This window comes from Saccharospirillum alexandrii (assembly GCF_043641555.1).
In the GTDB taxonomy this organism is placed as follows: domain Bacteria; phylum Pseudomonadota; class Gammaproteobacteria; order Pseudomonadales; family Natronospirillaceae; genus Saccharospirillum; species Saccharospirillum alexandrii_A.
The window spans coordinates 209,968-230,216 of sequence record NZ_JBHZRJ010000003.1 but is presented as its reverse complement, the minus strand read 5'-3'; the positions used below and the strand labels follow the sequence as shown (position 1 = coordinate 230,216).

Annotated in this window: 17 protein-coding genes; 13 read left to right on the top strand and 4 right to left on the bottom strand. The window is 58.6% G+C overall.

Features of this window, described 5'->3' with window-relative positions; all coding sequences use genetic code 11:
• Positions 1-75 precede the first annotated feature (75 nt).
• From ACHUE7_RS11365 to ACHUE7_RS11320, 10 genes are all read left to right on the top strand, one after another.
• Positions 76-627: a DUF6942 family protein gene (locus tag ACHUE7_RS11365; protein WP_394170065.1), complete on the top strand. Its 552-nt coding sequence runs from the start codon at positions 76-78 to the stop codon at positions 625-627.
• Positions 628-1,038: 411 nt separating this feature from the next.
• Positions 1,039-2,502 carry a xanthine dehydrogenase small subunit gene (gene xdhA, locus ACHUE7_RS11360; protein ID WP_394170064.1) on the top strand — a complete coding sequence of 488 codons (1,464 nt, stop codon included), beginning with the start codon at positions 1,039-1,041 and terminating at the stop codon, positions 2,500-2,502.
• Positions 2,495-4,837 carry a xanthine dehydrogenase molybdopterin binding subunit gene (gene xdhB / locus ACHUE7_RS11355; protein WP_394170063.1) on the top strand — a complete coding sequence of 781 codons (2,343 nt, stop codon included), beginning with the start codon at positions 2,495-2,497 and terminating at the stop codon, positions 4,835-4,837. Before xdhA ends, xdhB begins: the two co-directional genes overlap by 8 nt.
• Positions 4,834-5,736 (top strand): xanthine dehydrogenase accessory protein XdhC, encoded by a 903-nt coding sequence (gene xdhC / locus ACHUE7_RS11350; protein ID WP_394170062.1) that lies wholly within the window; start codon positions 4,834-4,836, stop codon positions 5,734-5,736. Before xdhB ends, xdhC begins: the two co-directional genes overlap by 4 nt.
• Complete coding sequence (gene uraD, locus ACHUE7_RS11345) at positions 5,733-6,242, top strand: 2-oxo-4-hydroxy-4-carboxy-5-ureidoimidazoline decarboxylase (RefSeq protein WP_394170061.1); 510 nt, start codon at positions 5,733-5,735, stop codon at positions 6,240-6,242. Before xdhC ends, uraD begins: the two co-directional genes overlap by 4 nt.
• Before the next feature lie 16 nt (positions 6,243-6,258).
• A complete protein-coding gene (gene uraH / locus ACHUE7_RS11340) occupies positions 6,259-6,588 on the top strand; it encodes a hydroxyisourate hydrolase (RefSeq protein WP_394170060.1) in 330 nt (109 codons plus the stop codon).
• Between the two features lie 3 nt (positions 6,589-6,591).
• Entirely contained in the window at positions 6,592-7,794 is a 1,203-nt protein-coding gene (locus ACHUE7_RS11335; RefSeq protein ID WP_394170059.1) for a urate hydroxylase PuuD, read from the top strand.
• A 93-nt stretch (positions 7,795-7,887) separates the two neighbouring features.
• On the top strand, positions 7,888-9,462 hold the full coding sequence (locus tag ACHUE7_RS11330; protein ID WP_394170058.1) for an HDOD domain-containing protein: 1,575 nt from the start codon (positions 7,888-7,890) through the stop codon (positions 9,460-9,462).
• Entirely contained in the window at positions 9,459-10,310 is an 852-nt protein-coding gene (asd, locus tag ACHUE7_RS11325; RefSeq protein ID WP_394170057.1) for an archaetidylserine decarboxylase, read from the top strand. Before ACHUE7_RS11330 ends, asd begins: the two co-directional genes overlap by 4 nt.
• 291 nt (positions 10,311-10,601) lie before the next feature.
• Entirely contained in the window at positions 10,602-11,219 is a 618-nt protein-coding gene (locus tag ACHUE7_RS11320; RefSeq protein WP_394170056.1) for a ProQ/FINO family protein, read from the top strand.
• Between the two features lie 33 nt (positions 11,220-11,252).
• Here ACHUE7_RS11320 and epmA read toward each other — a convergent pair whose 3' ends face one another.
• Positions 11,253-12,209, bottom strand: coding sequence for an EF-P lysine aminoacylase EpmA (gene epmA, locus ACHUE7_RS11315; protein ID WP_394170055.1), 957 nt, complete (start codon positions 12,207-12,209; stop codon positions 11,253-11,255).
• 238 nt (positions 12,210-12,447) lie between these two features.
• Positions 12,448-13,020, bottom strand: coding sequence for an elongation factor P (gene efp / locus ACHUE7_RS11310; protein WP_213677135.1), 573 nt, complete (start codon positions 13,018-13,020; stop codon positions 12,448-12,450).
• Positions 13,021-13,059: 39 nt separating this feature from the next.
• On the opposite strand from efp, the gene epmB reads away from it, so the two are divergent.
• The 3 genes from epmB to ACHUE7_RS11295 all read left to right on the top strand — a co-directional run bounded on the left by epmB (position 13,060) and on the right by ACHUE7_RS11295 (position 18,442).
• The gene (epmB, locus tag ACHUE7_RS11305; RefSeq protein ID WP_394170054.1) at positions 13,060-14,115 is read left to right on the top strand and encodes an EF-P beta-lysylation protein EpmB; all 1,056 of its coding nucleotides are present in this window, start codon (positions 13,060-13,062) and stop codon (positions 14,113-14,115) included.
• 265 nt (positions 14,116-14,380) lie between these two features.
• Complete coding sequence (locus ACHUE7_RS11300; protein WP_394170053.1) at positions 14,381-16,174, top strand: hypothetical protein; 1,794 nt, start codon at positions 14,381-14,383, stop codon at positions 16,172-16,174.
• A gap of 180 nt (positions 16,175-16,354) precedes the next feature.
• Positions 16,355-18,442: an EAL domain-containing protein gene (locus ACHUE7_RS11295; RefSeq protein ID WP_394170052.1), complete on the top strand. Its 2,088-nt coding sequence runs from the start codon at positions 16,355-16,357 to the stop codon at positions 18,440-18,442.
• Between the two features lie 239 nt (positions 18,443-18,681).
• Here the strand turns inward: ACHUE7_RS11295 and serB are convergent, their stop codons facing one another.
• On the bottom strand, positions 18,682-19,893 hold the full coding sequence (gene serB, locus ACHUE7_RS11290) for a phosphoserine phosphatase SerB (RefSeq protein ID WP_394170051.1): 1,212 nt from the start codon (positions 19,891-19,893) through the stop codon (positions 18,682-18,684).
• A gap of 24 nt (positions 19,894-19,917) precedes the next feature.
• The gene (locus tag ACHUE7_RS11285; RefSeq protein WP_127556143.1) at positions 19,918-20,097 is read right to left on the bottom strand and encodes a hypothetical protein; all 180 of its coding nucleotides are present in this window, start codon (positions 20,095-20,097) and stop codon (positions 19,918-19,920) included.
• Positions 20,098-20,249 lie beyond the last annotated feature (152 nt).

The window sequence follows — 20,249 nt, the reverse complement described above, 5'->3', positions numbered from 1 at the left end:
CCAGCATGCAAATATTTAGGCACGAATTACAACGCTAGACAATTTTTAACTCATTGCACGGGGAGCTTATTCGCAATGTTCAGCTTATCCGGACTTGGAGATCGCTCTCCCTTACTCGTGGTATGCACACCACACAGGCCCCCGGGTATTCAGTCGGATCGTTCAAAGGGGGTTCTGCCTCTGGTACGGAACCAGCTAGAACAGCTAACTCAAGCCGGCGGCAATCACTGGCGCAAGATATTCAATCTCTACGCTAAACTACTGCACGGCCTGACCCCGCTGGAACCCGACTGGCAAACCTGCCGCGAACAGCGCCTTCTGCAAACAGACTCGGCTTGTGCATTGGTGTTTGAACAAAAGTGGATACCCGAGCCCGGTCAGCTTTGCATCGTGATGGGCCAAACTTACGGGCGCTCCCTGGGCTGGATGGCAAATGACCAGGTGCTGCCCGCTGAGCATCCCTTTGTTCAACACCCGGAACAGGCGGTGATTGTGACGCCCTATTTCGACTACCGGCAGCTTTCAAATGCACGCCTGACATCACTTGTACAACTCATAGCAGGCGAGCATCCGCACTGGCTGACGGCGTTTTCTAAGCGATCGCACCAATTTAGTGCAGATAATTAGTACCCAGTGACCAAAGCTCACTTAGTAACTCAAGTTTTGGAGTTTCCCAGAGAGACTAGCGTTGGATGCCGGGCTTGCCTCTGTGGGGGAGTCCGCAGCAGGGATGCTGCGGCCTAGGCTCCATGGATGGATTCACGCCGACCCCACAGGGGCCAGCCCGGTGTCCGACGCGGGCCAATACCCCTCGGGTGATCTGAACTCCGAAACTTGAGTTAGTAAGTTGCTGGACAGCGCCAGCTAACCAGGGCTTTACCTTTCCTGACCAGTCGGTCATATTATGGCCTTGAACTTGCTATGAGTTTGGCCATAACAAGCGTTACATAATGAGCAGGCCATGCTCTCAGAAGCAATAATCGACATCACAACGAAGAGCGCCCGGATTATGCCGCCGGGTTGTCTTTGCGAGGCGCTATGACCGACTTTCTTTTAAATCGCCAGCCCGTGACTCTGGCCAAGACCGACCCCGACCTCACGGTCCTGGACTACCTGCGTGAGCAGGCGCATCTGACCGGTACCAAAGAAGGCTGTGCCTCCGGTGACTGTGGCGCCTGTACAGTGGTGGTTGGCGAACTGACCGATCAGGGCATGCGCTACCGCAGCCTGAACAGCTGCATAACCTTCGTGCACAGCCTCCATGGCAAGCAGTTACTCACTGTTGAACATCTGGAACAGGCAGGTGCCCTGCACCCGGTACAGCAGGCGTTGGTGGAGCACCATGGTTCCCAGTGCGGGTTCTGTACGCCGGGCTTTGTGATGAGCCTGTTTGCGCTCTATCACAGCGATGTGGCACCCAGCCGGGAGGCGGTCTTAACGGCCCTGTCGGGTAACCTCTGCCGCTGCACCGGTTACCGCCCAATTATCGATGCGGGCATGGCCTTGCTTGAACAGCGTCATGGCGATGCCTTCAGCGCTCAGATCGCCGACATTGAAGCTGAATTGAGAAGTCTGGAAACGCCCGTGTTACCGGAAGAAACAAAAACTGACCATGTGGTCGGCTTCTGGCAACCCAGGACCCGTCAGGATCTGGCCAAAGCCCGGGCGCAGGCACCGGACGCCCGATACAGTGCTGGCAGTACCGACCTGGCGCTGGAAAAGACCCAGCGTCTGGCCAACCTGAACGCTCTGATCGATCTGAGCCAGGTGGCTGAGTTGAACCACATCAGCGTTGACGACAAAGGCCTGCACATCGGCGCTGCCGTCAGCTACACCGATCTCGAACCGGCACTGCTGGCAGACTACCCCGAAGCTCGCGAATGGCTCGAGCGCCTCGGGTCGCGGCCAATCCGGAACCGGGGCACCCTGGGTGGCAACCTGGGCAATGCGTCGCCGATTGGCGACACGCCACCACTACTGATAGCCCTGGGGGCAACCGTCACCCTGAGCAACGGCCAGACCGAACGAACCCTGCCGGTCAGCGAGCTGATTACCGGCTACCGCAAGACTGTTCTGGCCGACGATGAATGGATCGACACCATTCACCTGCCCCGCCGCCAGCCTGGCAGCCAGATGCGAGCCTATAAGATATCGAAACGCTTCGAAGACGATATCTCAACCGTTTGCGTGGTGTTTTACCTTGAGACCGACTCGAACGACACCGTCACCTGCCTGCGCGCTGGCTTCGGTGGCCTGGCGGCGACGCCTCTGGTGCTGGCCGACTGGCAAGACCAGTTGATCGGGCAGCACTGGCCAACCGTCGCTGTTGACGCCATCAGCCGGACGCTCGCTGACGCCCTGGCCCCTATTGACGATGTTCGCGCCAGCGCCCGTTACCGGATTCAGGTTACCGCCAATCTGTTCAGGCGGTTTCATCTCGAAACGACCCAGCCAGATACCCGCACCCGGGTGCACACTCATGGAGGGTTAGACCATGCGTAAGCTGACTGAATCCCGTTTGCCGGAAGCCGTGTCACAGGGCCATCGCGGTGCCGCCGTCGCCCATGAAAGTGCCGCCCGCCAGGTCAGTGGCCAGGCTCGCTATGTGGACGACCTGCCAGAACCGGCCAACCTGCTGCACGCGGCAGTGGCGCTGTCGGATATTGCGGCCGGCACCCTAAACTCGCTCGACATCAATAACGTCGCCACTGCACCCGGAGTCGTCGCGACACTGACGCTGGCCGACGTGCCCGGCCACACCGACATTGGTGCCGTTTACCCGGGCGACCCCGTTCTGGCTGATGGCCAAATCCTGTTTCACGGGCAGCCACTTTTTGCCGTCGCCGCTGAAAACATCGAACAGGCGCGCCAGGCCACCCTGCTGGCCGAGTGGGACATCACGCCGGGTGACGCCATTCTAACGGTCGATCAGGCACGGGCCGCTGAAACCTATGTCGGCGATACCGTTCAATTTCGTCGCGGCGATGCGCTGGCGGGTCTGGCCAGTGCTACCCACACCACCAGTGGCGAGATCCACATCGGCGGGCAGGAGCATTTTTACCTAGAAGGCCAGGTGAGCCTGGTGATTCCCGAAGAAGACGGCGGCATGCTGGTGTACACCTCCAGCCAGCACCCGAGTGAAGTGCAAAAACTGGTGGCCGAGGTACTCGGCATTCCGTTCAGCCAGGTTACCGTTGATGTCCGTCGTATGGGCGGTGGTTTTGGTGGCAAGGAGACTCAGGCGGCGCAATGGGCCTGTATCGCGGCGCTGCTGGCCCGCAAGACCGGGCGTGCGGTCAAACTGCGTCTGCCACGCAGCCAGGACATGACCACCACCGGCAAGCGCCACCCCTTTGTTAACCGCTGGACGCTCGGCTATGACGATTCGGGCCGCATTCAGGCGGCCGATATCGAGGTTAACGGCCTGTGCGGCTTCTCTCCCGATCTGTCGAACGCCATTGTCGACCGGGCCATGTTTCATGCCGACAACGGCTACTTTCTGAATGACGCCCATATCACCGGTTACCGGTGTCGCACCAACACCGCATCCAACACCGCCTTTCGGGGTTTTGGCGGCCCCCAGGGCATGATGACCATTGAAGCGGCGATGGATGGGATCGCCCGTAACCTGGGTGAAGACCCGCTGACCATTCGCAAGCGCAATCTATACGGTGACGAAGGCCGCAACGTCACGCCCTATCACATGACGGTGACCGACAACATCTTGCCGGAGCTGATAGACCGGCTCGAACGCAGTGCCGACTACTGGGCGCGCCGCGACGCCATTCGCGACTTCAATGCTCACAGCCCCATCATCAAAAAAGGGCTGGCACTGACGCCAGTCAAATTCGGCATTTCCTTCACCGCCAAACACCTGAACCAGGCCGGCGCGCTGATTCATCTGTACACCGACGGCAGCATTTATCTGAACCACGGTGGCACCGAAATGGGCCAGGGTCTGTTTACCAAGGTGGCGCAAATTGTCGCCACTGAATTCTCGGTGCCGCTGGCCACGGTTCAATCGTCGGCCACCCGCACCGACAAGGTACCCAACACCTCGCCTACGGCGGCGTCGAGCGGCACCGACCTAAACGGTGCAGCAGCCCAGAATGCGGCCCGCACCATCAAGCAGCGGCTGGTCGAATTCGCGACAGACCATTACAAGGTGCGCCCGGATCAGATCGAATTTGATCACGGGCAGGTTCAGATTGGCGAACACCGACTGACCTTCGCCGACCTGGTGCAAACGGCCTATATGAACCGGATTTCATTGTCTGCGACTGGCTATTACCGCACCCCGAAACTGCACTGGGATGCCGAGACCGGCAAAGGTCGTCCGTTCCTGTATTTCGCCTATGGCGCCTCTTGCTCGGAAGTCACCATCGATACGCTGACCGGCGAATACGCCGTCGACCGGGTCGATATCCTGCACGACGTCGGCGACAGTTTGAATCCGGCTATCGACATCGGCCAGATTGAGGGCGGCTTCATTCAGGGCATGGGCTGGCTGACCACCGAAGAACTGAAGTGGAACGACGAAGGCCGTTTGTTGTCGAACAGCCCGGCGACCTACAAGATTCCGTCGATCGGCGATACGCCGCCGATCTTCAACGTCGATCTCTTTGACCAGCCGAACCGGGAAGACACCGTCTTCAAATCGAAGGCCGTGGGCGAACCGCCGCTGATGCTGCCAATCTCGGTCTGGTGTGCGCTGCGCGATGCCATCGCCAGCACCGCTGACTATCGCATCAACCCGGCACTCAACACCCCGGCCACGCCCGAGCAGGTTCTGTTCGCGCTGGAACAGCTGGCCGACCAGGCACGAGAGGCATCATGAGACACCATCATCGCTGGTACGACGCCTTGCACCAGGGCCAGCACAACCGCGAGCCACTGGTACTGCTTACCGTTCTGAGCACGGCCGGTTCCACGCCGCGCGACGCCGCTGCCAAAATGGTCGTTACCGCCGCTGAGCATTTCGACACCATCGGTGGTGGCCATCTTGAATTCAAAGCCATAGAACGGGCTCGCGAACTGCTCAAAGCGGGTAAAAACGCCACCGAAGTCGAAAGCATCAGCCTCGGCGCCAGCCTCGGCCAATGTTGTGGCGGTGCCACCCAATTGTTGTATGAAGTGCTGGTACCCGTCGGTCAGCCGCTGCTGGTGTTCGGTGCCGGTCATGTTGCCCAGCACCTGATGCCGATTCTGGCACCGCTCGATCTCAATCTGCACTGGGTTGACCCGCGACCGGACTGGCTGGCACAAAACTCCGACGCACGCATCCAGCGCGAGGCGCTGGAACACCCGGCAGACGCCATTGCCGACGCCCCTCAAAACGCCTGGGTGCTGATCATCACCCACAATCACCAACTGGACTTCGAGCTGGTGCAGGCCGCCCTGAAACGGCCAGACTTTGGCTACATCGGGTTGATCGGTTCCGACACCAAAGCCCGTCGTTTTCAGCAACGCCTGGCGCACCGGGGCTGGAGCGACAGTGATATCAAACGAGTCATCTGTCCTGTGGGTTTAAGTGCCGTACCTGGCAAGCAACCGGCTGAAGTGGCGATTTCCATCGCAGCGCAACTGCTGAATCGCTTGCACGCAGAGCGCCCGGCAGACTCTGGCAAGAAAACCACCGGACTGAACTGGAAAACCGGTCAGGCACTGGGCAGCCGGGACCAGAGAGCAAACACAGACCCGGCCATCGAGACAGCCAAAAAGGGACAGGACGCATGACATTGGATGACCTGAACAACGCCAGCAGCCAGGAACGGGCCGACTTCTTCCACAGCCAGTGCGCTGCCCAGCGCTGGGTGGAACGGATGACACAGAGCGCCCCGTTTGCCAGCAAAGCCGCCGTTCTGAGCGCCGCCAGAGACCACTGGGCTACCATGAACGAGCGCGACTGGCGGGAAGCCTTCGACGGTCACCCGATGATTGGCAATATGGATACCTTGCGTGCCAAATACCAAAGCAGCCGCGGCCATTCCAGCCAGGAACAGTCGGGCGTTGACGGCGCCAGCAATGAGACCTTGCAGGCGCTCGCCGACGAAAACCATGCCTACCTGGACCGGCACGGTTTCATTTTTATTGTCTTTGCCAGCGGCAAAAGTGCCGATCAGATGCTCGATCAGCTGCGCGCCCGCATCAATAACTCGACCGAACAGGAACTGAAACTGGCCGCCGCCCAACAACTGAAAATCACCTTGCTCAGGCTGGATACCCAGCTTACTGACGCCTAACAACAAGGAGCACAGCATGAGTCATACCCTCTCGACCCATGTACTGGATACAACACTCGGGCAACCCGCACAGGGCCTTAAGCTGACACTGAAAGACGACCAGGGCCAGATCATTGCCGAAGGTCTCACCAACGAGGACGGCCGCTTCAAAGACTGGCCTGGTGAGGGCTTTGCAAGCGGTGTCTACGAGCTGACCTTTCACACCGGCGACTACCTGATTCGCCAGCACGGCCAGGCCTTTTACCCCAGAGCCAGCATCTGTTTCGAACTGGCCGGGGCCGATGCGCATTTCCACGTGCCCTTACTGGTCAGCCCCTTCAGCTACTCAACCTATCGCGGGAGTTAATCGATGGATGTCTTTTTTGCCGACTGGGTCAGCCTGCTGTTGCGCTGGTTTCACGTCATCGCTGGCATCGCCTGGATCGGTGCGTCGTTCTATTTCATCTGGCTCGACAACCACCTGACCGACCCACCCCAGTGGAAAAAAGAAAAGGGCATCGGCGGCGACCTCTGGGCCATACATGGCGGCGGGTTCTACGAAGTTGCCAAGTACAAGGTCGGGCCCACGGCAATGCCCAAAGAGCTGCACTGGTTCAAATGGGAAGCCTACACCACCTGGATCACTGGCATGCTGCTACTGACCTGGGTGTATTATTTTGGCGCCCAGGCCTATCTGATCGACCCCGGTGTCCGGGAACTCAGCACCGGCGCGGCGGTTGGCCTGGGCCTGCTGTACACCGCAATAGGCTGGCTGATTTATGAAGGCCTGTGCCGCACTCCCCTGGTGGAACACAAGGCCTTTGGCGTCGTGTTGTTCATCCTCGGTACCGGCATGGCCTGGCTGATGACCGAGACCTTCTCAGGCCGCGGCGCCTACATTCACATGGGTGCGTTAATCGGCACCATCATGGCCGCCAACGTCTTTGTTAAAATCATTCCCGGTCAGAAGAAAATGGTCGCCGCCGTCGCCCGGGGCGAGCAGCCCGACAGCAAACCCGGTCTGGTCGGCAAGCAGCGCAGCGTTCACAACAACTACCTGACGCTGCCGGTTATCTTCATCATGATCAGCAACCACTACCCGATGACCTATCAGCACAGCCTGAACTGGCTGATTCTGATGGCGCTGATTCTGATCACCGTGGTCGTGCGCCACTACTTCAACCTGGCTCATCGGGGCATCCGCAAACCCCTGATCCTGGTCGTCGCCGGCCTGGCCTTTGTAGCGGTGGCGGGCGCCCTCTCATGGCCGGGCACACCCCAGCAATCCAGCGCTGACAGCAGCGATAACGCAGCACCGGTACTCAGCGACGACGAAGGCCTGGCCCTGGTCATGGAAAAATGCGCCACCTGCCACAGCCGGGAACCCTCAGACAGTATGTTTCCGACCGCGCCCTCAGGCGTTGTATTCAGCAACCTCAATGACGTTGAACGCTGGGCCAGCCGCATCCATGCCCGCAGCGTGGTCACCAGGGACATGCCGTTCATGAACCGCACGGAAATGACGGATGAACAACGTAAGGCGCTGGGCGACTGGTTAAATAGCCGGTTTTAAGTCAGAATCGGGGGGTTACAGGATCTGCATTGCCAGTTAAGGCAATGCAGGCCAACATTCACTGGCAACCCCAAGGTTTTGCTCACGCATCGCATGAACCCACAAGATCCATGGCTGGAACGCATTAAGGCGGTAACCCTACCGGCCTTGTTGCCACAAACCTCCTTACCCGGACCTTCCGCCCCCCTGATGGACTGGATCAAGGTGGTGAGCGAGGATCCGTTGCTGGCGATGCTGATTTTTCGCTACGCCAATCGCATGATGTCGAACCGGCAGGTACTGGTGCGCACGCTGGAACATGCCGTCGCCCTGATCGGCTCACAGCGGCTGATCAAGCTGACCGAAAGCATCCCACGGCTCGACCCGGGCAGCACTGCCTTCTCCGGCTTACAAAGCACCGTGGGCGACAGCCTGGTTGCCGCCAGTCTGATGCGGCAATGGTTCGAAATGCGGCAAATCCCCTGGACCGAAGCCGACTACTGGATGACCCTGTTTTACGACGTCGGGCTCTGGGCACTCTGGCTGCTCGAACCGCAAATGATGGACGGCTTTGAGTTCCGCGCCGAGCGCGGCGAAAACCGCAACAAGCTGATCGAAGGGATGATTGGGATGTCGGTCCGCGACTGGAACGATGAGCTGTGTCGCCATTTCCAGCTGCCTGCCATACCGGAAACCAATACCAACGAAGAAAATGAACACATTGAAAACCGCATACAGCCGCACAAACTGTCAGCGTTGAAGTTCTTTCTGCCATTTAGCCATGAGCTGGCGTACCAGGTTCGCCAGAACTGGGAATCCGAACAACTCGATACTCTGTTCCGCACTGGCGAGATCGCTCTCGGCCTGACGGAATTCCGGCCCATGCTGAAAACCTGGATCACCTCAGCCGCACGAGACTACCAGTTGCCCCAGGCGGCCACAGCCGCACGGCGCCTGCTGGCGCATCAGCCGCCGGTGAGCACTCAGGGCGCTGCCCAGCGGGAAGGCTTCAGCGAGGCTGACCGGGCCTGGGCTGAAGAAATCAGCAAGACCTACGCCACACCACACACCCGTAAAGAGGCCCCTGCAAAGCCTTCAACCAAGTCAGCCGCCGTTAAGCAACCGGCAAAAAACACCCGCCCGGAACCGGACAACAAAGCCTCGGGCGAGACCACCTATCGGCACAGCGTCAACCTGAACAGCCTACGCGAAGTGCGTCGGCAGTTTCGCAACCAGAAAACCTGGCATTCCCCGGTCGAGATACAGGAAAGCGCTCTGTTTTGCCTGCAACAAAGCCTTGGCCTGCACCGCATCGTCGTTATGGAGCAAACCAAAGGGCAATGGCAGGCCTTTGACCACGAAGGCTGCGATCATTATCTGCTGCTCAAGCACCTTAAACTGCCGATTACCGGCAGCAGCGCCCTGCAGGAGTTCAGCCGCCGGGTCACCGCCGCCTGGTTGCGCAAAGACAACCGCGCCAGAGCCAGAAAGCAACTGCCGGACGCCCTGTTCAAAGCCGCAGACGACCAGGACTTTTTTCTGCGTTCGTTCAGCATAGGCCGAGAGGTTACGATGATGATCTACGCCGATGCCAAAGGTGACCCCGAACCACTGGGCGAGTCCGATTACCGCCTGTTTCGCGAATTCTGTGCCGACTGGAACACCGCCCTGAACCGGATACGTCAATGACCTTAAGCTTGAAAGACCGCCTGTTTGTAGCCAGCCAGTACCTGGCCCCCCACCACGCCCTGTCGCGCCTGGTCGGAGCCTTGGCCGAATCGGAATGGGGCCCGCTGAAGCGGCGTTTTATCAGCACCTTCGCCAAACACTATCAGGTGAACATGGAGGAAGCAGAGCGCCCCAGCCTGGACGACTACCGCAACTTCAACGACTTTTTCACGCGTGCACTCACAGCAGAAGCGCGCACCTTTCCGGCCGACACCCGCGCCCTCTGTTCACCGGTGGACGGCAGTGTGAGCCAGGCGGGCGCCATCACCGACGGCCGCATCATCCAGGCCAAACAGCAGAGTTTTACCGTCACTGAATTGCTCGGCGGCGATGCCGAACAGGCTCGTCGCTACAAAGACGGCGAATTCGCCACCCTCTACCTGTCTCCAAAAGACTATCACCGCATCCACATGCCCTGCGACGGCACCCTGGTGCGCACAACGTTCGTTCCGGGCCGCCTGTTCAGTGTCAACGGCACCACAGCCGAGGCCGTCCCCCGCCTCTTCGCCCGCAACGAGCGCCTGGTTTGCGAATTTGACACCGAGCGGGGCCGCATGGTGATGGTACTGGTGGGCGCCATGATCGTGGCTAGCATTGAAACCACCTGGGCGGGCGTCGTCGCCCCAATGCGACGCCAGATCCAGCATTTGAACTACAACAACCCAAAGCTCAGTTTCAAACGCGGCGAAGAAATGGGGCGGTTCAGGCTCGGTAGCACGGTCGTCATGCTGCTTGAACCCAACTCCCTGACCTGGTCAGAATCAGTCGCTCCGGGAGAGCCGATTACACTGGGGCAGCCACTGGAATAAGTCTGTGGCTCAATTATCACAGTCAAGGCTGGCTTTTGCGCCATTACCCGTGCAGGACACCGGGTAGGCCTGTCCGGGGTCGGCGTTAACCCATCCATGGGGCCTAGACCGCAGCATCCATGCTGCGGACTTCCCCGGACAGGCCTACCCGGCATCCTGCACTGGCCGCGTTGCAAACGGTTAATCATTCGTAAACACGACACTTTGGTACCAAAACGAGCCCAAATCCGGGTTTTCAAAACCGGTTTAACGGGGTATCCTGCGCCGCTCAACGAATTTGCCGGATCCATAATGACCGAACAGAACGCGACAGACACCGAAGCAGCTCAGGCGCCGGCCAAACGCAAAACCGATGCCCAGCGCAAGAAAGAATTCGACGCAAACCGGAAGGCCATGGATGAGCTCTGCGAGCTGTATCCTGACGCGTTTAATCCACGCAAGCCCAAGCCGCTGAAAATTGGTATTCATGAAGCCCTGGCTGAAGACGGCAAGCTGTCGAAGACCCGCATTCGCCGGGCTTTGAATGTCTATGTTCGGTTACGCAGTTATTACGCCTGCATGCAGGAAGGGGTCGACCGCGTCACCATCGACGGTACGCCGGCCGGCCAGGTGAGCGCCGAAGACGCTGCCCACGCCAAGGAAAAGTTCGACGCCATTGAAAAGCGCCGGGCCGAACGGGCCAAACAACGGCCGCCCGCCGCGAACCGCAAACCCCGTGCCGACGGCGAAAAGCCTGAGACGGCCCGCAAGCCCCGTGGCGCGCGCCCGAACAAGCCACGCAAAGATAATCGCTCTGCACCGGCCAAGGCGCAAGCCGCTCCGGAAGCAGCCAAGCCAGAAGATTCTCTGCCGCCCGAAGACCGCATGAAGCGGAAACTGGAAATGCTGGTCAACAAAACCAAAAACTGAGGTCGGCTTCCGACCCAACTCCGGCCACCGGGCTCAGGCCCGGTCGGCATCAAACGGCAACACCTGCCGAATATGGGTTTTCCCCAGCACTACCATCAACAACCGATCCACACCGAGTGCCACGCCCGCGCATTCCGGCAAACCGGCCAGCATCGCCGCCAGCAAGCGCTCATCGACTCCGGGTTCAGGCAAGCCCTGAGACTGCCTCAGTAGCGCATCCTGCTCAAAACGCCGTCGTTGCTCTTTCGGATCCGTCAGCTCCCAATAGCCATTCGCCAATTCCATGCCCTGCCAGTACAGTTCAAACCGATGACCCAGTTCAACCCCTTCACGGGTATGCGTACGTGCCAGCGCTGCCTGACTGGCCGGGTAATCGGTAACAAAGGTTAATTGCTCAGGCGGCAAACCTGGCTCGACCACCAGAGCCATCAAGGCATCCAGACAGGCATCGCGATCCCAGTCTGCCGTATCGGCACTCAGCTTAAGAGCGGTTACTTGCTGTAACGCCTGCAGAGACGCCCGATGCGGGTCCGGTAGCCCGGCATCCACAAATGCGTCCTGGTAACTCAGTACCGTCGACACCAGGGAGCCTGAGCCTCCAGCTGCCCGGTGCACCCACTCGCACAAGGCCGCTACCTCTTGCATCAACTGATGGTGATCCCACCCCAGCCGATACCATTCCAGCAGCGTGAATTCCCGGTTGTGGCGCGCACCACTCTCGTCGGCCCGAAATGCATGGCCCAACTGATAACAGTCGCCCATGCCCGCAGCTAACAAACGTTTCATCGGGTACTCGGGAGACGTCAGCAAGAAACCGCCGTCCGCCGTGCGCAGATTGTGAACGTGCACGTCCGTCACACCCACGGCAGACAATACCGGCGTATCCACCTCCAGCATCTGGCGGTCAGCGAAAAACTGTCGAATAGCAGCCATCAACATGGCACGACGATGCAGGGTGTCGATATCCGCTGTTGGAGCCCAGTCAATCATTAGTTCACCTTTGAAACACGCTTTCTGTCTGCGCTAAAACCAAAAAACCGCCCATATAAGGCGGTTTAACGAACTCAAATGTTGCAGTTCGCCCAGGAGACTAGCGGCGGGTGTCGGTTGTACCCCTGTGGGGTAGTCCGCAGCAGGGATGCTGCGGCCTAGGCTCCAAGGACGGATTCACGCCGACCCCACAGGGGTACAACCGGTATCCGATGCGGACCAGAGCCACCCGCCCCGGTTACTGCTTGGCGCGGCTAATGTACTCGCGGGTCCGCGTGTCCACCCGGATGATCTCACCCTGGTTGATGAACAAAGGCACCTTCACGACTGCACCGGTTGCCAAAGTAGCGGGTTTGGAGCCGCCTGTAGCGGTATCGCCCTTGAGGCCCGGGTCGGTTTCGACGATTTCCAGCTCAATGTGATTCGGTGGTGATACCGAAATGGGCGTGCCGTTGAACAGGCAGACAACATACTGTTCCTGCTCTTTCAGCCAGTCTTTGGTGTCGCCAACCGCCGCTTCATCGGCTGGAAGTTGCTCAAAGGAACCATCGGTCTTCATGAAGTGCCAGAACTCGCCATCGCTGTAGAGGTACTCCATATCGATGTCCATGACATCTGCAGCCTCGATGGATTCGCCGGACTTGAACGTACGCTCCCAGACCCGGCCGGTCTTCAGGTTTTTCAAACGGACCCGACTAAAGGCCTGACCTTTACCGGGTTTAACGAATTCATTCTCAACAATCGCGCAAGGGTCGCCTTCAAGAAGAACCTTCAGACCGCTTTTGAATTCACTGGTAGAATATGTGGCCATTAACCTTTTCCTGCTAAGTGCACTGTTCAAAGAGGCGCTATGTTAACTGAGTTTAGCTCCGGTGTGGACTCCCCCCTGATCATTTCCAGCTCCGACCACTCCGAACCAGGGTCAACAAACTGGCAACAACAACTGAAAGCAGCGGTGCGTTCAGTGCCGGAGTTGCTGCAACTGCTGGATCTGACCGATCATCCCATCGCTGGCCGGGTCGATACCGAACCGCACTTCCCGCTGAGAGTACCGCTGTCTTACGTCCGCCGCATGACACCGGGTGACCCTAACGACCCCCTGCTGTTGCAGGTGCTGCCGCTGGGCATTGAGCGCCAACCGAGCCCCGGCTTTATCGACGACCCCCTGCAGGAGCAAGACCAAAACCCGGTACCCGGGCTGGTGCATAAATACCAGGGCCGGGCCTTGCTCATTACAACGCAAGCCTGTGCTGTTCATTGCCGTTATTGCTTCCGGCAACACTTCCCCTATGCGGATAACCGGCTCACCGCCCGGCAATGGCAACCAGCGCTCGACTATGTGCGCGAACGACCCGACATTCACGAGATCATTCTCAGCGGAGGCGACCCACTCAGCCTCGACAACAAAGCGCTGGCCGAGCTGATCGCTGCGCTTGAGCAGATCCCCCACCTGAGGACGCTGCGGCTTCACAGTCGCACGCCCATCGTGCTGCCTGCCCGCATTGATGCCGGACTGCTCGACCTTCTGGCAACGACCCGGCTGAACACGGTTCTGGTGCTACACGCCAATCATGCCCGGGAACTGAACGAGGAACTGCATCCGGCCCTGGCTGCCTTGCGTATCACTGGAACGGTACTGCTGAATCAGACGGTCCTGCTGAAAGGCATCAACGACCAGGTCGACACGCTGGTTGAACTCAGCCACGCCTTGTTTGGCCAGGGAGTGCTGCCTTATTACCTGCACGTGCTGGATCCAGTCGCCGGTGCGGCGCATTTTGATACAGCGGACGAAGATGCCCGGCAGCTGTGGCAGCAGATACAAGCCCAACTGCCAGGCTATCTGGTACCCCGACTGGTACGGGAGGTACCCGGCGATGACCACAAACGGTGGATAAACGAGGCTTGAGCGGTCAGTCAGACCCAAAAATGTGAGACCCATCACAGAATTAACTGTCATAAAAAGGGCGTAAATTGCCGTTTTTCTGCTAGCTACTGGTTCCCATAGGCGCCATAGGTCGTTAATCTAGCGTTACATCGGGTCTGAAACACTGGACGACACAAGGTGCGCCAGCCCGCACCAGACAGGCCAACAAGTACCGTGGCAGCATCAAATGACATTGACACCGCAGCAACACGACTATACTTCGGCAAGACACTGGGTAGAGCACTGAATGGATTACAGGCCGAAACACTATCTCAATATTCCGCAGCAGACCCTGACGACCCTGTCATTCTGTGAACCCAACGCCCGCCAGCTCAAAGCGTGGGTCACGGGCTTGCCGATGGCCAACATTGGGGAAACGTCGCGTCAGCTCTACCATGCTGTCATCGAATTCAATCAGTTACGTATCAGCGATGCCTCGCGCCTGGAACTGATGGATATGGTGCGCGAACCAATACATTACGTATGCAGCTCGCTGAACCAGAAATACCTGAACCAGGGCGTTGCGCTCGATGACCAGCAACGCAAGGTTGCCAACCTGGCCCAGGCGCTGCAAACCCACCTGGCCACCGGCTACAAGATCATTGTTCAGCATATGCTGGCGCAGGGCACCATCAAGCAAAAAGCACTGATGGCCAAGGCCGTTCATCGAACGCTGAGCGATCTGATCCCCAGCCTGCTGCGTTCCTACCAGCTGTATATCCCCACGCCAACCGGGTTGTGGCGCGAAATTCACCAGCTGTACCAGATCGCATCGGCATTCAACCTGCACACCACGCCAATCGAAGAAAACGAACAGGGCAAGCGCTCCAATATTCAGGAGGTGTACCTCAGAGCCGTGCTGCTCGGTACCAGCCAGCCCAACCAGTTGCTGCAGCGTGAACTGACCGATGTTTTCGCGGCCCTGCCCCGCTGGACGCCGCTGCTCGACATCGATGATGTGGCCGATGAAAAATCCGTTCTGGTGATCAACCCGGAAACCGACCAGCCACCCCAGTACAGCTACCTGATCAAGCAAGCCAATTTCTCGGAATACCTGGGCATCAATACCCTGCCCCTGGTGAGGCCCCTGCACGATGAACTGAAACGCGCTGAGGCCTCCGCGGGGGGCGAAGACAAAGCCCCCAGCCGCATTCTGCCCAAGGAATTCAATCAGGCCTTGCTCGAGCACCTGGTCCAGTCCTGGGGTGGCATGAAACAGCGTGCGTTTTCGCGCACCCAGTCCAGCGGCAAGGTATCCCTCACCGTCGGCCTGACCGGGACTCACTTTCACATGTCCGGTGGCGTAGGCTTCTACTCCCAGCTTTACGGGCAGTCTGCGAATGCCGAAAACCCGTTTATTGGCGCCGTAAGCTCACGCTTTGCGGCGTTTGAAACCCAGGCCGTACAATCCCAGAAAGACGTATGGGAAGATTCGTTCGATGCTGGCCAGCGACGCATGCCCGGCAGCGAAGAGGATGCCATCGACTTCCCTCAGGACGCTCAGGAAGATCACCCCAGCTACTCCGGCTTGCTGGTCAACGTCAGCCCGCGCGGCTATTGCATACAGTGGACCGACAAAGCCGCCAGCAACCTTAAAACCGGTGAAGTCGTTGCCGTCAAAGAAGAGAAACTGCAGCACTGGAACCTGGGTGTTGTGCGCTGGCTGCGCCAGAGCAAGGACAGCGGCACCCAAATGGGTGTTGAACTGATAGCACCGAACAGTCAGCCATGCGGCATACGCCAACTGCACAAGACCGGCGCACACGGCGATTACCTGCGCGGCCTGTTCATACCGGAAATCCGGGCGATCGGGCAGGATGCCTCCGTGCTGACACCGCGACTGCCGTTTCAGGTGGGCAACAAGGTCACCATTAATATCTCGGGCAATGAAGGCAAGTACCAGCTCACCAAACGCATTCTGAGCACCGGCATTCTCAGCCAGTTTCAGGTACGCAAGGTGGCGCACAAACCGGCCGAGCCTGAAAGAAACCAGGCCATTGGTGCCGACGACAGCTTCGAAAGCCTCTGGCGGCAACTCTGACCGCCGCTGCTGAACCTGGGCAACGGTCTGCGACCGAGCACTGTTTGTGCCACAAAGCGAGACGGTGCTCTCAGCCTGAGCCCGCCAATCCCAAAAAAACAGCGGTGTGGCTGTCAAGATCGACCGTTCGTCACTATACTCAGACCCCTAATCTAAAAACTTTGTCGCGACAGTTGATTTATGTCTGAAAGTAACGCAAGCGCCATCCGACTTCTGGTAATCCATGACACCCAAAGTGAGGCAGAACCGCTGCTCAGCAGCCTGCGCAACGCTGGTCAGGCCGTGCGCTCCCACTTTATTGCCAGCCTGAGTGAACTGGAAACCGTTCTGTCAGACCAGCATTGGGATATGTTACTGGTCAAGCTGGATACCCAGACTGTTGACCCGACAGCCGCTGTGGCCACCATTCAACGGGCCGGCAAAGACCTGCCCATCCTGGCGCTGATAGAAACTTACGATGCCGAGCGCATTGGCGAGGCTCTTGCTACCGGCCTGACCGACGTGTTGGTTGAAGGTGAAGAGCAACATCTGGTCAGCGCGGTTAAACGGGAAAAAGCAGCGCTGAAAGCCCGCCGTGAACTGCGCGAGACACGAGCCAGCCTGCAGGAAACCGAGAAACGCTGCCAGTTACTGCTCGACAGCTCTGTCGATGCCATTGCCTATGTTCATGAAGGCATGCACATCTACGCGAACGAAGCCTACCAGACCCTGTTCGGCTACGACGATCTCGAAGAACTGCAAAGCACCCCGATCATGGATCTGATCGCCCGCAAAGACCTCGACAAACTCAAAAGCTCGCTGAAGACCTATCGCGACGGGTCAACCGGTGAACTGACGTGCGTCGCAGAACACGTCAATGGTGAGACGTTCAACATTCGCATGACGCTGTCGGGGGCGAGCTATGAAGGTGAGCCCTGTACCCAGCTGGTCATACGACGCAACGATGCCGACAACGAAGAACTGCAGGCCAAAATCAAGGAAATCAGCTCACAGGATCTGGTGACCGGGCTCTATAACCGCCAGCATTTCACCGATGCGTTGAAAACAGCCTATCAGCAAGTTCTGAAGTCAAACACCAGCCAAATAGTGCTGCACATTGGTGTCGCCAACTTCAGTGACCTGAAAACCAAAGCCGGCATTGCCGGTACCGACGTTATTCTGAAAGAGCTGGCCGAGGTGTATGCCAAGTACCAGCCTGCCGACTCATTGCTGGCGCGCTACGGAGACGACAGCTTTGCGTTGCTGCTGGCCCAGGGCAATATCGACAACATCAAAGCCGACGCCCTCAAAGTGCGCAAGGAAATCGCCGATCATTTGTTTGAGGTCGATGGTCGCACGCTGCCGGTTGACGTGGCCTTTGGCATCGCACACATCGACGAGCGCTGCCAGAGTGGCCAGGAGGCGCTGAGCCATGCGCATCAGGCCTACACACGCGCCGTTCATGAAAAGACCGGGGTGCAATATTACGACAAATCCGACATCGCCAATCTGTCGGACGACAACCTGGCCGGCAAAGTCGACCACGCCCTTGAGAACGACGGTTTCCGCATTCTGTTCCAGCCGATCATCAGCCTCAGAGGCGACAGCCGGGAACATTACGATGTATTGCTGCGCCTGGTCGACAAAGACGGTACCGATGTCCTGCCGGAAGAGTTTCTGCCGCTGATCGAAGCGCGGGACCTGGGCGCAAAACTCGACCGCTGGGTGGTGCTGAACACCATCAAGACGCTGGCCGAGCATCGCAAGCGCGGCCACAACACCCAGGTTTTCATTCATCTGACACCCAGCTCAATCCAGGACCCGACCTTTCTGCCCTGGGTAAACAGCGCACTGAAGGCCTCCAAGCTCCCCGGCGATGCATTGACCTTCCAGGTCACCGAAGAACAAGCCCAAAGCTACCTGAAAGTCGCCAAGGCCTTCAGCAAGGGCCTGGCACTGCTCAAATGCAAGCTGGCTCTTACCCACTTCGGTCTGATTGAAAGCGGCCTGTCGGTGACACGTCACCTCGACATCGACTACATTCGCGTCGATGGCAGTTTTATTGAAGCGCTGACGTCGGACGACAAAGCCATGGCCCCGCTGGAAACCCTGGTCAATGCCATCCACAAGCAGGACATCAACTCCATTGTTCCGCAAATCGAAAGCGCGGAAGTCCTCGCCTCGCTGTGGGAGCTGGGTGTCAATTACATTCAGGGTTACTACGTTCAGGCACCGCTGACCGGCATGGACTACGAGTTCGATGCCAACGATGAAGAAGAGGCGGTCTGACTGCCACTACGTAATTAACCCAAATACCGGGGTTCAAGTCGACTGAGAGGTGTTAGCCCGCGCCGGGTACCGGATATGCCCCTGTGGGGTCGGCGTGGATCCATCCATGGAGCCTAGACCGCAGCATCCCTGCTGCGGACTCCCCCACAGAGGCACACCCGGCATCCGTCGCTTAACTCCTAGGCAAAACCCTAAACTTAAGTAAATAACCATCAGCCAGCATAAGGTATGGTTTTAATTCAGTGTATGTCCTGATCCCGAAATCCAAGCAGATACAACACCGCATCCAGCCCCAGAGTAGAAATCGCATGTCGCGCGCTTTCCCGCACGATGGGTTTAGCGCGAAAGGCAATGCCGAGGCCAGCCTGGCTGAGCATCGGTAGATCGTTGGCACCATCACCCACGGCGATGGTTTGTTCCAGTTGAATACCTTCCCGTTGCGCCAGTTCGTGCAGCAGCTCAGCCTTGCGGGCACCGTCTACAATAACGCCTTTCACTTCGCCGGTTACCCGGCCATCGGCAATTTCGAGTTCGTTGGCGTACACATAGTCGATGCCGAGACGCTGCTGCAGATAGTGACCAAAATAGGTAAAACCGCCCGACAGAATCGCGGTTTTGAAGCCATAGGCCCGCAACGTCCGAATCAGCCGCTCGGCGCCCTCGGTAATCGGCAATTTTGCTGCAATGCCGGCCAGCACCGATTCATCCAGCCCTTTCAACAACGCCATGCGCTGCCGGAAACTTTGCTGAAAATCGAGCTCGCCGGACATCGCCCGTTCAGTAATGGCCGCTACTTGCTCGCCTACCCCGGCCGCACGGGCAAGTTCGTCAATCACTTCGGTTTCGATCAGCGTTGAATCCATATCGAAGCACACCAGGCGGCGGTTGCGCCGGTAGACGGTGTCTTGCTGAAAGGCGACGTCGATGTCGAGCTGGCTGCTGATGTCCAGAAACGCCAGACGCAGGGCATCCGGATTGCTCGGTTGCCCGCGCAGTGTCAGTTCTATGCAGGCTTTGCCACTGTCTGCCGGTGCATCCAGCGGGATTCGACCGGTCAGACGGGTAATGTCCTGAATGTTCAGTCCCTGCTCACTGACCACGGTAGATACCCGGGCCAGCTGCTCGGCAGTGATGCGCCGCGCCAGCAAGGTGAGCACATAACGGTCTTTGCCCTGCTGGCCAACCCAGTCGGTGTAGGCGGGTTCTTCGACCGGGGTGAAACGGGCATGAATGCCCAGCTCGTGGGCCTTGAACAGTATTTCCTTGAGCACGCCCGACGTGTCGGCGCCCTCGGGCAATTGCAGCAACATGCCCAGGGAGACCTGGTCGTGAATGACCGACTGGCCCATGTCGAGGAGGATGACGCCGAATTCAGCCAGCGTTGTGGTGAGCTCTGCGGTCAGACCCATGCGGTCGTGACCACTCACCTTTAACATTAAAATGGAACTCACCAGGCACGGCTCCGGTCGGTGGAATTACTCGCTCTTCAGATTGGCCAGTTCAGCCAGCGCCTGGTCGGTAACGGTTTGCAACTCAACGATCAGGTCTTCCGTCTCGTGGGTGGACATGGCGCGAACCCGGTCCGGACCCATCATAAACAGGCCCTTCTTGATCTGACTCAGTTGGGCGTGCAACTGCTCTACCGAATTACTCATGCTGTTTCCTCATTGATTGGGACAGGGTGTGGACTGTGCGGATTCACTGAACCGCGGGTTCTTTATAGCCCGAAATACCGCTACCATAGCCGCCTTGAGCACGGCAGGCGCTCCCCACAGGCAAACAGGGGCTCAGCTGACCGGGCTGCGGC

Coding starts and splice junctions, on each gene's coding strand:
- uraH (WP_394170060.1), top strand. CDS start 6,259: ATGAGTCATACCCTCTCGACCCATGTACTGGATACAACACTCGGGCAA.
- ACHUE7_RS11320 (WP_394170056.1), top strand. CDS start 10,602: ATGACCGAACAGAACGCGACAGACACCGAAGCAGCTCAGGCGCCGGCC.
- ACHUE7_RS11365 (WP_394170065.1), top strand. CDS start 76: ATGTTCAGCTTATCCGGACTTGGAGATCGCTCTCCCTTACTCGTGGTA.
- ACHUE7_RS11335 (WP_394170059.1), top strand. CDS start 6,592: ATGGATGTCTTTTTTGCCGACTGGGTCAGCCTGCTGTTGCGCTGGTTT.
- ACHUE7_RS11330 (WP_394170058.1), top strand. CDS start 7,888: ATGAACCCACAAGATCCATGGCTGGAACGCATTAAGGCGGTAACCCTA.
- uraD (WP_394170061.1), top strand. CDS start 5,733: ATGACATTGGATGACCTGAACAACGCCAGCAGCCAGGAACGGGCCGAC.
- asd (WP_394170057.1), top strand. CDS start 9,459: ATGACCTTAAGCTTGAAAGACCGCCTGTTTGTAGCCAGCCAGTACCTG.
- xdhB (WP_394170063.1), top strand. CDS start 2,495: ATGCGTAAGCTGACTGAATCCCGTTTGCCGGAAGCCGTGTCACAGGGC.
- ACHUE7_RS11300 (WP_394170053.1), top strand. CDS start 14,381: ATGGATTACAGGCCGAAACACTATCTCAATATTCCGCAGCAGACCCTG.
- ACHUE7_RS11295 (WP_394170052.1), top strand. CDS start 16,355: ATGTCTGAAAGTAACGCAAGCGCCATCCGACTTCTGGTAATCCATGAC.
- epmA (WP_394170055.1), bottom strand. CDS start 12,209: ATGATTGACTGGGCTCCAACAGCGGATATCGACACCCTGCATCGTCGT.
- efp (WP_213677135.1), bottom strand. CDS start 13,020: ATGGCCACATATTCTACCAGTGAATTCAAAAGCGGTCTGAAGGTTCTT.
- epmB (WP_394170054.1), top strand. CDS start 13,060: ATGTTAACTGAGTTTAGCTCCGGTGTGGACTCCCCCCTGATCATTTCC.
- xdhA (WP_394170064.1), top strand. CDS start 1,039: ATGACCGACTTTCTTTTAAATCGCCAGCCCGTGACTCTGGCCAAGACC.
- xdhC (WP_394170062.1), top strand. CDS start 4,834: ATGAGACACCATCATCGCTGGTACGACGCCTTGCACCAGGGCCAGCAC.
- ACHUE7_RS11285 (WP_127556143.1), bottom strand. CDS start 20,097: ATGAGTAATTCGGTAGAGCAGTTGCACGCCCAACTGAGTCAGATCAAG.